Below are 12,025 nucleotides of genomic sequence, written 5' to 3' on the forward strand. Positions count from 1 at the left end.
GGCCTCCTTGTCGAGTACGGCGACCTACGGCCTGTCCTGCGGCTACGCGGGGCAGGCCCTTGGGGGTTAGAGCCTGGGTCACATTCCCGGTCGGATCAGCGCGCGGCGTCTGGTGCGTGCGGTCGCAAGGCGCCGGAGCGCCCTCGTGGCGGAGCCACGTGGGCGTTTCGGCAACGCGGCGAACGTGCGTGCCAGGCGTCGCGAGCCCGGCCGGGGATGTGACCCAGGCTCTCAACGCAGCCCTACCCAGCGGGCGCGACGGCAGACGTGTCCGGGGAGACAACGTGCCTGTCGTCACATTCTGCCCCGCCGCGGCAGCTCCAGACTGGGGCAAGTCCGCCACGAGAGCCACTCCCGTCGAGGCCCCCGGCAGCGGGGCTCGACGCGGTGTCGAGCGGTCGTGAACCGGTCCCGTCCGGCCGGTCGATAGACGGGGTGTGAGACTGTTCCGCCCCATGGGGGGCCATCGGGAGAAGGACGAGTCGGACGCGGCCCTGCTGCGTGCCGTCGCGGCCGGGGACTCGGCGGCGATGGCCGCGCTGTACGACCGGCACGCGGGCTGGCTGCACGTCCGGCTGACCCGGCGCTGCGCGGACCCCGAGGTCGTACGCGAAGTGCTGCAGGATACCTTCGTCACCGTGTGGCGGTCGGCCGAGGCGCACCGCGGCGAGGAGGCGGGCGGCTGGCTGTGGACCATCGCCGCGCGCCGGATGGTCGACGCGCGCCGGGCGCAGGAGCGGGCCGCGCGCCTGGAGACCACGCCGATCGACGAGACACGGACCGGGTACGAACCCGCCGCGGCCATGCCGTCGGCGGAGGAGCGAGTGCTGGCGGGTCTGGAGTACGGCGATGTCGGCACCGCCCTCGACCGGATCTCGCCGGAGCTGCGCGAGGTGCTGCGCGCGACGGTGGTCGACGGTCTGACCACCCGGGAGACGGCCCGGCTGCTCGGCATCCCCGAGGGCACCGTCAAGTCCCGGGCGATGCGCGCCCGTACCGAACTGCGCGCGGCGCTGGCCCAGTTGACCCCGTCCCCGTTGGGAGGCCCGGCATGACCGACTGGCACGCACCCGACGACCTGGTCGCCCGCTACACCGACGGCTCCCTGCCGGACTCGGACGCCTGGTCGCTGGAGAAGCATCTGGAGAGCTGCACGGGCTGCGCGACACGCGTGTCCAGGGCGGTCGCCGCGACGGCGACGGGCGCCGTCCTGGCGGACGTACGCCAGGCGGTAGTGGGGGCAGCCCCGACAGAGCAGGCGCACACGGCGGCGGCCGGGGACGGGCTCCTCGCCCACGCCCGCCTCTGGAGCTCCCGCCATCTCGTTCCGCCCGTCGCCGATTCCCGGTGGGCGCGGGTGCTGTGGGCCGCCGGGCCCGCGGTGCGCGGGGCATGGCTGCCGGCCGTGCTGCTCGTGGGGATCGGTGCGATGGCCCTCGCCTACGGCGCCGACTTCGCGGGCGCCCGCCCCCTGCTCCTCGCCCTCGCCCCCGTCGTACCGGTCGCCGGAGTCGCCCTGTCCTTCGGCGCCCACGCGGACCCGCTGCACGAGCTGACCGCGTCGACCCCGTCGGCCGGACTGCGCCTGGTGCTGACGCGAACCGCCGTCGTCCTTGCGGTGAGCCTTCCGCTGCTGACCCTCGCCGGTCTCGCGCTGCCGTCCTACGGCGGCCCGGGTGCGGCGGCCTGGCTGCTGCCCGGGCTCGCGCTGACGCTGGCCTCGCTGGCCCTCGGCGGCTGGCTGGGGCTGCGGGCCGCGACGGCGGTGACCGGCGGCGGCTGGCTGTGCGCCGTACTCGCGCCGGCGCTTTCGCCCCCCGACGGCGCGGTGTCCGCGGCGCTGACGCACCAGACCTCCGCCTACCTCGGCGGCGCCCCCGCGCAGGGCGCCTGGGCGGCGGCCGCCGTCGTGTGCGCGGCCCTGCTGGCCGCGCGCGGCACCGCGTACGACCGCCTCGAACGGCGCTGACACACGTAACTCCCTTTCCCAGGAGCCCTCTTGACCACGATCCAGGTGGCCGGTCTGCATGTCCGGCACCGCAAGACAGTCGCCCTCGACTCGCTCGACCTCGACTTCGGTCCCGGTGTGCACGGTCTGCTCGGCCCGAACGGCGCGGGCAAGACCTCGCTGATCCGGGTCCTCGCCACCGTCGCCGCCCCGACCGGCGGCCGGGTGGAGATGCTCGGCGAGGACATCGGCGACCCGCGCGGACGGGCCGCGGTCCGGCGCAGGCTGGGCTATCTGCCGCAGGAGTTCGGCTACTACCCGGGCTTCACCGTCCGCGAGTTCGTCGCCTACATGGCGTGGCTGAAGGAGATGCCCGCCGCCGACACCCCGGCCGCCGTCGAACGGGCCGTCGCCCGGGTCGGGCTCGCCGACCGGATCGACGCGAAGATCAAGACACTGTCCGGCGGCATGGTCCGCCGGGTCGGCATCGCGCAGGCCATCGTCAACGAGCCGAAGGTGCTGTTCCTGGACGAGCCGACCGCGGGCCTCGACCCCGAGCAGCGGGTGGAGTTCCGCGAGATGCTGCGCGAACTGGGCGCCACGGCCACCGTCCTGGTCTCCACGCACCTGGTGGAGGACGTGGCCGCCGCCTGCACGGAGGTCACCCTCATCGCCGCGGGCCGCCTCGCCTACCGCGGCACCCCCGACTCCCTGACCGCCCTCGGCACGACGGCGGACGGCATCGGCGACAACCCGATCGAGCGCGGCTATACGGCGGCCCTGCGCGCCCACCGCGAGTCCGCGGCCGTACGGGAGGTGGCGGCGCGATGACTCTCCTCGCGGAAAGGCCGAGCACCGGGACGCGCCACCCCCTGCGCCCCGAACTCCAGCGCGGCTTCGCCCCCTGGGCGGGCGGCGCGGTCCTCCTCACGCTCACCGTCGCCGTGGCCGTCCCGGCGGAGACCTGGCAGGGCGGCTGGGCGGAGACCCGGGACCAGATGCACACGGCGGCGACCCTGCTCGGCATCCCGATGGCGCTGGCCGCCGGCTGCTGGCAGGGCGGACGGGAACGCCGACGCCGTACCGGCGAACTGATGGAGACGTCCGTACGCGGCTCGCTCCCCCGCTTCCTCGCCTCGGCCCTGCCGGTCGCGGTCTGGGTGGCCGTGGGACACCTGGCCGCCGCCGCACTCGCTCTGCTGGCCACCTGGTACTGCGCCACCGGGGACAGCCCCTACCTGGTCGTACCGCTGGTGGACACGCTCGTCCTCGCCTGCGCCGCACTCGCGGGCGTGGTGGTCGGCCGGGTACTGCCCTGGCGACTGGCGGCACCGCTGCTGGCGATGGGTGCGTACGTCGTCCTCGGCGTCCTCTCCTACGACAGCCGGAACGCCCTGGCCCACCTCTCCCCGCTCCTCGACACGTCCGCCAACAGGGTCCCCGTGTGGTGGCAACCCATAGTGACGGCGACCTGGGTAGGTGGCCTGGCCATAGCCGCGGTCCTCGCCCACGCCGCCCACCGTCGGGCCACGGCGCTGCTCCCACTGGCCGCCGCGGCGGCCGCCGGGGCGCTGCTCGTACAGACCGGCGACGGCCTGACGCATACCGACCCGATCGCCCGCCGCCAGGTCTGCGACACCTCCACCACCCCCCAGATCTGCGTCAGCGCCCGCTACGAGAAGCTCCTGCCGCAGGTCACCCAGGCCCTGTCCGGACTGACGGGTCGCCTTGAGGGAGTGGAGAACCTGCCGGTCCGTTTCGAGGACCGGCCCGGCGGGTCGCGGCCGGACGAGGTGCAGCTGCCGATGATCAAGCCGTTCGGCTCGTCCGTCGTGCGCGGCAGGCTCACCGACCCGGAGCAGTACGCCTGGGAAGCCGGGATGATGCTGATCGGCCGGGCCTGGTGCGACCGTACGGACCCCGCCGTCGGCAGGACGGACGCCGCCGTGGAGCACTACCTGGCGCCCAGCCCGGCCGAGGCGTACTTCGACGAGCGGGACGCCAAGGGCAGCAAGGCCGACCGCGAGGAACTCAAGGCCAGGCAGCAGGCCCGCGCCCGGCTGCTGGCGATGGACGAGGAGGAGCGCCGGACCTGGCTGTCGGAGTACTTCGCGACGGCGGAGGAATGCGACCCGAGCGGGGTGCCGACCCTGTGACGACAGCCGGCCCCGTCCTGTACGCCCGCTCGCGCGCCCTCCCGCAAACGATCACGGCTCTGGCCGTGACCACGCTCCTGGCGATCTGGGCAGCCCACGCCCTGGACTCCTATCTGGACCCGGACCGCCAGGTCCCGGTGGTGGCCCTGGCTCCACTGTTCGCGTCGGCGGTGATCGGCACCAGCCTCCACACGGCCTCCGACGAACTGGACCGCACAGCGGTACGCCCCTGGTGGCGCCGCCGCCTGCTCCACCTCCTGACCCTCACAGCCCTGGCCACGGCCCTGCTCCCGCTGGCAGTACTCACCAGCACCCAGACCTTCGGCCCACCCGCCATGATCCGTAACGTACTCGGCTGCACAGGCCTGACGGCAGCGGCGGCGGTAGTACTGGGCGCGCGCCTGAGCTGGCTCCCGGTGTTCGGGTACGTGAGCGCGATGTACCTGGGCATCGCGGGCCTGAGGGGCGGCGCACTACCGGCATGGGCATGGCTGCTGGAGCCGAGAACAGGCGGGACAGCCTGGACGACGGCAGCGACACTGTTCCTGCTGGGAGGCACCGCGTACGTCATACGCGGGGCACGCCCAACCCCCTAGGGGGCGCGGGGATGCCGTAAACGAAATCGCAAAGGCCCGGATCTCAGGCAGAAATGCCGTCGATCCGGGCCATGGCGTCATCCGCGCCGTACGGCTGCAAGTACGGCAACCAGCGCGGATCGCGATGCCCGGTCCCGATGATGCGCCAGGCAAGACCAGTCGGCGGAGCCGGTTTGTGCCGCAGCCGCCAGCCGATCTCGAACAGGTGACGGTCGGCCTTCACGTGGTTGCAGCGGCGGCATGACGCCACCACGTTGTCCCAGACGTGCTTGCCCCCGCGGCTGCGCGGGATGACGTGGTCGACGCTGGTTGCGACGCCACCGCAGTACATGCACCGGCCCCCGTCGCGCGCGAACAGCGCCCTACGGGTAAGAGGAACGGGCCCCCGATAGGGAACCCGGACGAATCGCTTGAGCCGGACCACGCTTGGTGCGGGGACTGTGACGGTTGCGCTGTGCATGAAGGCGCCGGACTCCTCAAGGCATACGGCCTTGTTTTCGAGCACGAGGACGAGCGCGCGGCGGAGCGGTACGACGCCGAGTGGCTCGTACGACGCGTTGAGGACCAGGACATGCGGCACGGATGCCTCCTTGGGCGTCGGCGGCGCGTGGCTCGCGCCGGGACGATCTGTAGTCAGTCTCCCCTCAGGCCTGGTGAAAGCGCCACCATGTCCAGGTAACGGGCTGAGAGTGTTTTCGACCACACCTTTCTTCATCCCCAGGTGAGTACGGTCTCTCCCCCGAACATTGCGACGATCCACCCACGATGCACCGTTAGTGTGGTGGGTCTGCCCCCTCGGTGACCTTTCCGTGACCTTGATGACCTGACGCCCTTTGACCGCTGTACCGGGAGGCAGACGCCGCACCTGGAGGTACCCGCCGTGTCCTTGTCCGCCGTCCTGTTGGCCGCCGGTTCCACACCGACCCCGTCCCCCTCGGAGACCACGCCGGCGGTCCCCTCCCTCCAGGACGCCCAGGAGAGCGCGACCAACGCCGCCGGCTGGGTCGAGGAGAACTGGTCGACCTGGCTCGCGATCGGCCTCAGGGTGCTGCTGATCCTGGTGATCGCGGCGGTGCTGAGAGTGGTGGTGCGGCGGGCGATCACCAAGCTCATAGACCGGATGAACCGCACGGTTCAGGCGGTCGACGGCACGGCGATCGGCGGTCTGCTGGTCAATGTGGAGCGCCGGCGCCAGCGCTCGCAGGCGATCGGCTCGGTGCTGCGCTCGGTGGCCAGCTTCCTGATCATGGGCACCGCGGCCCTGATGATCCTCGGCACGTTCGAGATCAACCTCGCGCCGCTGCTGGCCTCGGCCGGTGTCGCGGGTGTGGCGATCGGTTTCGGCGCCCGCAACCTCGTCACGGACTTCCTCTCCGGTGTCTTCATGATCCTTGAGGACCAGTACGGCGTCGGCGACTCGATCGACGCGGGTGTGGCCTCCGGCGAGGTGATCGAGGTCGGCCTGCGCGTGACGAAGCTGCGCGGCGACAACGGCGAGATCTGGTACGTCCGCAACGGCGAGGTCAAGCGGATCGGCAACCTCTCCCAGGGCTGGTCGACGGCCGGTGTCGATGTGACCGTCCGGCCCTCCGAGGACCTGGACCGGGTGAAGGCCGTGATCGCCGAGGTCGGTGAGCGGATGAGCAAGGAAGAGCCCTGGAACGAGCTCCTGTGGGGCCCGATCGAGATCCTCGGCCTGGACAGCGTTCTGCTGGAGTCCATGGTGGTCCGGGTCTCCGCGAAGACCATGCCGGGCAAGTCGCTGACCGTGGAGCGCGAGCTGCGCTGGCGGATCAAGCGGGCCTTCGACGCGGCGGACATCCAGATCGTCGGCGGCCCGCTGCCGGCCGTGGAGGACGCGGCCGCGGCCGATCCGACCGCGGGCATGGCCGCCCCGTCGGCCTACGCCAACACCTCCTCCCCGCAGGCCCAGGCGGCGACGCCGCTGACGCCGCCGAGCGTGACGAAGTAGGACCCCGGCCGCCGTAACGGTTCAGCACACTCGTTCGAGTGAAGAGGTGGGGCATTCCGGCGCCGGGAGCGCACGGGGTGCCCCATCGTTCTGCCGGGGCACCCGACGCGGGCTTAGCCTGGCAGCAGCGTGACGAGGAGAACCAGCGATGAGCGCCGAACCCATCCCGGAGCCGGTCATGACGCAGATGGACCCCATCGACCTGTTGAGCGCGATCGAAGAGGCGTCGCCGTTGCCGATTCGAGCCGAGTACATCGAGGGAATGGTCATCGTGCCGCCGCAGCCGAACTACAACCACAGCAACGGCGCTTACCGGCTAGCCATCCAGTTCACCATGGCCGGATTCGAGCTGGCCGGCATGGGCATGGGCTTCCGGGCCGCCGACAAGGACGGCAGCACCATGTCCTTGGTCGTTCCCGACTTCTACGTTCTCCGCCGCGAGCCCACCGACCTGGATGCGGCCTACCTCGCGGCCCACAAGGGCTGGTATCCGGCCGACATGATCGCCCTGGTGGGCGAGGTCACGTCCACCAACCACGCGATCGACACCGGCGCCAAGTTCTCGGCTTACGCGGCAGCCGATATCCCGCTCTACGTACTGATCAACCGCACCACACGGACAGCCCACTGTTACTCGAACCCGATCCACCCCGGCGACGACCCCACCAAGGCCCACTACGCATCGGGCACCACGGCGGTCCTCGGCAAACCCCTCACCCTCCCGGACCCGTACCCCACCCTCGACACAGCCCCCTTCCTGGAGCATTGATCTCCCGGGTAACGACTCGACAGCCGGACCCCACCCCCTATTGACGCCCCCTTACCGCTCGGCATACCTTCCTGACACTGATAGGAAACCTTCCTAACAGTGCTCTCCAGGGCAGCGCACCATGAGAAGCTGACCCCGAAAGGCAGGTGTCGACATGGCAGGAACCGCCGGTACGCCGGGCACTCCGCGCGTGCTGCGCGCCATGAACGACCGGGCGGCGCTGGATCTGCTGCTGGAGCACGGGCCACTCAGCCGGACGAGGATCGGCAAGCTGACCGGTCTCTCCAAGCCGACCGCCTCGCAGCTGCTCGCCCGCCTGGAGGCCGCCGGACTGGTTCGCGTGACCGGCACCAGTGAGGGACGCCCCGGACCGAGCGCCCAGCTGTACGCCGTGAACCCCGCCGCCGCGTACGCCGCCGGACTCGATGTCACCCCCGACCGCCTCCGCGCCGCCGTCGCCGACCTCACCGGACAGACAGTCGGCGAGTTCGAGCTGCCCACCCCCGGCCGCCGCCCCACACAGCCCGTAGTACAGCAGGTCACCGCCGCGCTCGACGGCGCGGTGAAGGCCGCGGGGCTGACCCGGGACGATGTCCACCGGCTCGTCATCGGCACCCCCGGCGCCTTCGACCCCTCCACCGGCCGTCTGCGCTACGCCGCCCACCTGCCCGGCTGGCACTCCCCCGCACTGCTGGACGAACTCGCCGCCGCGCTGCCGATGCCGCTGGAGTACGAGAACGACGTCAACCTCGTCGCCGTCGCCGAACAGCGCATAGGCGCCGCCCGCGGACACGACGACTTCGTGCTGCTGTGGAACCAGGAAGGCCTCGGCGCCGCCCTGGTCCTCGGCGGCCGGCTGCACCGCGGCTGGACCGGCGGCGCGGGCGAGGTCGGTTTCCTTCCGGTGCCGGGCGCGCCCTTGGTGCGCCAGGTGACCCGGGCCAACAGCGGCGGCTACCAGGAGCTGGCCGGCGCCCAGGTCCTCCCACGGCTCGCCCGGGAGCTGGGGATCGACGACATCCCCGAGGGCCCCTACACCGAGGTCGCCGCCGAACTGCTGGCGCGGGTCGCGGACAGTGGCGCCGACCCCCAGCGCCGGCTCCTCACCACCTACGCGACCGGTGTGGCCACCGGTCTCGCCTCGCTCGTCTCCGTGCTCGACCCCGAACTCGTCGTCCTCAGCGGCGGCGCCCTCGCCTCCGGCGGTGAGCGGCTGCTGGCCCTCGTCCAGGCCGAGTTGGCGGACCTCGCCGCCTCCCGGCCCCGTCTGGTGCTGGGCGACGTGACCGAACACCCCGTGCTGCGCGGCGCGTTGGAGAGCGCGCTGGCGACAACCCGCGACGAGGTCTTCGACACCTCGCGCTGAACAGCTGAGCTACTGAGCAACAGCCCCCGTCCGCCCCCTAGGGAGCTTCACCATGCCCATATCAGCCCGAAATGCGGCTTACGTCCTCACCGCCTCCCTCGCCCTCCTCGCCACCGCCTGCACCGGCTCCTCCGGCTCCGGCGCGAACGACGACCCCGACGCCGAGACCACCCTCACCTTCTGGCACGGCTGGAGCGCGCCCGCCGAGGTGAAGGCCGTCGAGGAGAACGTCGCCAGATTCGAGAAGGCGCACCCCAACATCAAGGTGAAGGTCGTCGGCAACATCAACGACGACAAGCTCAACCAGGCGCTGCGCGCGGGCGGTTCGAACGGTCCCGACGTGGTGTCGTCGTTCACCACCTCCAACGTCGGCAAGTTCTGCGCCTCCGGAGCCTTCCTCGACCTGAAGCCGTTCATCGAGAAGTCGAAGCTCGACCTCGACGCGATGATCCCGAAGCCGATGCTCGACTACACGCGGTTCGAGGGCAAGCGCTGCGCCCTGCCCCTGCTCGGCGACGCCTACGGCCTCTACTACAACAAGGACGCCTTCGAAGCGGCCGGCATCAAGGCCCCGCCCAAGACGTGGTCGGAGTTCGCCGAGGTCGCCAAGAAACTGACGAAGCCCAAGGGCGACTCCTACGAGCAGCTCGGCTTCATGCCGACGTACCACGGCTACGAGACGGTCGTCTCGCACTACATGTCCCAGTGGGACCACTCCTACTTCGACGCCGACGGCAAGTCGAGCATCGCCGAGGACCCGGGCTTCGCGGAGATGTTCACCTACCAGAAGAAGCTCATCGACGACCTCGGCGGGTTCACCAGGCTGGAGAAGTACCGCAACACCTTCGGTGACGAGTGGGGCGCCGAACATCCCTTCCACACCGGCCAGGTGGCCATGCAGCTCGACGGCGAGTGGCGTCTTGGCATGGCCCAGGACGCGGGGCTCGACTTCGAGATCGGCACCGCGCCGCTGCCGGTCGCCGACGACGAGGTCAGCGAGTACGGCAAGGGCTTCCTCTCCGGCACGATCATCGGCATCGCACCCCAGAGCGAGAAGCAGAACGCCGCCTGGGAGCTGGTGAAGTACATGACGACCGACACCGAGGCCGTCGTCGCCTTCGCCAACGCCATCCACAACGTGCCGTCCACCTTCGACGCCCTGAAGTCGCCCGACCTGAAGACGGACCCGGCCTTCAAGACCTTCCTGGACATCGCCCAGCACCCGGAGTCCACCACCGCCCCGGCCTCCGTCGACGGCGCCACCTATCTGCTGACGCTGGAGGACTTCGGCTACCAGTACGAGTCCGGCAAGGTGAAGGACCTCAAGGCGGGCCTGCGAAAGACCGCCGAGCAGATCGACCGCGACATCGAGCAGGCGAAGTAACCGCCCATGTCCACGCTCGCCGTACGGCGCCGCAGGTCCGCCCTGCGGACGCTGGCCTTCCTCTCCCCCTGGCTGATCGGCTTCTCGGTCTTCTTCGCCTACCCGCTGATCTCCACCCTGTACTTCTCGCTGATGAGGTACGACGGCTTCAACACCCCCGAGTTCCGGGGCCTGGACAACTGGACGTACGTCTTCTCCGACTACCCCATGTTCTGGCCCGCGCTGTGGAACACCCTGTGGCTGGTGCTGGTGATGGTCACCTGCAGGGTGGTGTTCGGACTCGGGGTGGGCCTGCTGATCACAAAGATCAAGACGGGCGCCGGCGTCTTCCGCACCCTCTTCTACCTGCCGTATCTCGCCCCGCCCGTCGCCGCCACCCTTGCCTTCGTCTTCCTCCTCAACCCCGGTACGGGGCCGGTGAATTCGATCCTGGACGGGATGGGCCTGCCGACTCCCGGCTGGTTCACGGACGCCGACTGGTCGAAGCCGGCGCTCACCGCGCTCGCCCTGTGGGGCGTGGGCGACCTGATGGTCATCTTCATGGCCGCGCTGCTGGACGTACCGAAGGAGCAGTACGAGGCCGCCGAGCTCGACGGGACCTCGGCGTGGCAGCGGTTCCGGTATGTGACGCTGCCGAACATCTCGCCGATCGTGCTGTTCGCGGTGGTCACGGGCGTGATCCAGACCATGCAGTACTACACCCAGCCGCTGGTGGCCGGGAAGGTCGCCTCGGGCGTCATCGGCGGCTCGGGGCAGCACTTCGAGCCCGGCTACCCCGACAAGTCGACCCTGACACTCCCCCAACTCGTCTACAACCTCGGCTTCCAACGCTTCGACTACGGCGGCGCCTGTGTGGTCGCGCTGGTTCTCTTCGCCCTCGCCATGGCCTTCACGGCGCTGCTGATGCGCCGCCGGGGCGGGCTGCTCCAGGCAGGTGACTGATGACTCAAGTACTGGAAAGACCCGTGGAGTTGGGCCCGGTGGGCGAGGCCGTGCGCATCGCCCGCCGAAGGGCTCTGCTGGAGTGGATCGCCGTGCACGCCCTCGGCGTGGCCGCCGCGCTCTTCTTCACGCTCCCCTTCGTCTTCGTGGTCCTGACCTCGCTGATGAGCGACGAGCAGGCGCTCACCCGCGACCTCGTCCCCGACACCTGGCAGTGGGACAACTACCGCAGGGTCCTCGACACCCCCGGCTTCCTCACCTGGTGGCGCAACACGCTCCTGTACGCCGGCCTCGGCACGGTTCTCACGGTGGTGTCGTCGCTCCCGGTGGCGTACGCGCTGGCCAAGTTCCGCTTCAGGGGCCGCAATCTGTCGCTGATGCTGGTCATCGCGATGATGATGCTGCCACCGCAGGTGGTGATCATCCCGATGTACCTGTTCTGGGCGAAGCAGCTGGATCTGTCGGGCACCCTGTGGCCGCTGATCATCCCGATGGCGTTCGGGGACGCGTTCTCCATCTTCCTGCTGCGCCAGTTCCTGCTGACGATCCCCAACGAATACCTGGACGCGGCCCGCGTGGACGGCTGCGGGGAGCTCAGGACGATGCTGAGGGTCGTGGTGCCGATGGCGAAGCCCGGTATCGCCGCCGTGGCGCTGTTCCAGTTCTTCTACGCCTGGAACGACTACTTCGGCCCGCAGATCTACGCCTCCGAGAACCCCGGTGCCTGGACGCTCAGTTACGGCCTGGAGTCCTTCAAGGGCGCGCACCACACCGACTGGAATCTGACCATGGCCGCGACCGTGCTGGTCATGGCCCCCGTGATCCTCGTGTTCTTCTTCGCTCAGAAGGCGTTCGTCGAGGGTGTCACGCTGACCGGAGTGAAGGGTTGACC

12 protein-coding genes are annotated in these 12,025 nt (G+C 70.4%); 11 read left to right on the plus strand and 1 reads right to left on the minus strand.

What is annotated here, in order from left to right; all coding sequences use genetic code 11:
- Window positions 1-455: 455 nt before the first annotated feature.
- The 5 genes from H4N64_RS05170 to H4N64_RS05190 are packed head-to-tail and all read left to right on the plus strand — an operon-like array spanning window position 456 to window position 4,700.
- A complete protein-coding gene (locus H4N64_RS05170) occupies window positions 456-1,055 on the plus strand; it encodes an RNA polymerase sigma factor (protein WP_186280902.1) in 600 nt (199 codons plus the stop codon).
- Window positions 1,052-1,969, plus strand: coding sequence for a zf-HC2 domain-containing protein (locus H4N64_RS05175; protein ID WP_186280903.1), 918 nt, complete (start codon window positions 1,052-1,054; stop codon window positions 1,967-1,969). The genes H4N64_RS05170 and H4N64_RS05175 overlap by 4 nt, the downstream gene beginning before the upstream one ends.
- Window positions 1,970-1,999: 30 nt before the next feature.
- The gene (locus H4N64_RS05180) at window positions 2,000-2,779 is read left to right on the plus strand and encodes an ABC transporter ATP-binding protein (RefSeq protein WP_222108564.1); all 780 of its coding nucleotides are present in this window, start codon (window positions 2,000-2,002) and stop codon (window positions 2,777-2,779) included.
- On the plus strand, window positions 2,776-4,104 hold the full coding sequence (locus H4N64_RS05185) for a hypothetical protein (protein WP_186280904.1): 1,329 nt from the start codon (window positions 2,776-2,778) through the stop codon (window positions 4,102-4,104). Before H4N64_RS05180 ends, H4N64_RS05185 begins: the two co-directional genes overlap by 4 nt.
- A complete protein-coding gene (locus H4N64_RS05190; protein ID WP_186280905.1) occupies window positions 4,101-4,700 on the plus strand; it encodes a hypothetical protein in 600 nt (199 codons plus the stop codon). The genes H4N64_RS05185 and H4N64_RS05190 overlap by 4 nt, the downstream gene beginning before the upstream one ends.
- Window positions 4,701-4,743: 43 nt before the next feature.
- On the opposite strand, the gene H4N64_RS05195 is transcribed toward H4N64_RS05190, so the two are convergent.
- Window positions 4,744-5,280: an HNH endonuclease gene (locus tag H4N64_RS05195; RefSeq protein WP_186280906.1), complete on the minus strand. Its 537-nt coding sequence runs from the start codon at window positions 5,278-5,280 to the stop codon at window positions 4,744-4,746.
- Between the two features lie 300 nt (window positions 5,281-5,580).
- On the opposite strand from H4N64_RS05195, the gene H4N64_RS05200 reads away from it, so the two are divergent.
- The 6 genes from H4N64_RS05200 to H4N64_RS05225 all read left to right on the plus strand — a co-directional run bounded on the left by H4N64_RS05200 (window position 5,581) and on the right by H4N64_RS05225 (window position 12,023).
- Entirely contained in the window at window positions 5,581-6,672 is a 1,092-nt protein-coding gene (locus tag H4N64_RS05200; protein ID WP_186280907.1) for a mechanosensitive ion channel domain-containing protein, read from the plus strand.
- A 148-nt stretch (window positions 6,673-6,820) separates the two neighbouring features.
- On the plus strand, window positions 6,821-7,441 hold the full coding sequence (locus H4N64_RS05205) for a Uma2 family endonuclease (RefSeq protein WP_186280908.1): 621 nt from the start codon (window positions 6,821-6,823) through the stop codon (window positions 7,439-7,441).
- Between the two features lie 154 nt (window positions 7,442-7,595).
- Window positions 7,596-8,807 (plus strand): ROK family transcriptional regulator, encoded by a 1,212-nt coding sequence (locus H4N64_RS05210; protein ID WP_186280909.1) that lies wholly within the window; start codon window positions 7,596-7,598, stop codon window positions 8,805-8,807.
- Window positions 8,808-8,859: 52 nt separating this feature from the next.
- Window positions 8,860-10,191 carry an ABC transporter substrate-binding protein gene (locus H4N64_RS05215; RefSeq protein WP_186280910.1) on the plus strand — a complete coding sequence of 444 codons (1,332 nt, stop codon included), beginning with the start codon at window positions 8,860-8,862 and terminating at the stop codon, window positions 10,189-10,191.
- A 6-nt stretch (window positions 10,192-10,197) separates the two neighbouring features.
- Window positions 10,198-11,133 (plus strand): carbohydrate ABC transporter permease, encoded by a 936-nt coding sequence (locus H4N64_RS05220; RefSeq protein ID WP_186280911.1) that lies wholly within the window; start codon window positions 10,198-10,200, stop codon window positions 11,131-11,133.
- Window positions 11,133-12,023, plus strand: a complete 891-nt coding sequence (locus H4N64_RS05225; protein ID WP_186280912.1) for a carbohydrate ABC transporter permease — start codon at window positions 11,133-11,135, stop codon at window positions 12,021-12,023. The genes H4N64_RS05220 and H4N64_RS05225 overlap by 1 nt, the downstream gene beginning before the upstream one ends.
- Window positions 12,024-12,025 lie beyond the last annotated feature (2 nt).

It is taken from the genome of Streptomyces cupreus, from assembly GCF_014257025.1.
Classification (GTDB): Bacteria; Actinomycetota; Actinomycetes; order Streptomycetales; family Streptomycetaceae; genus Streptomyces; species Streptomyces cupreus.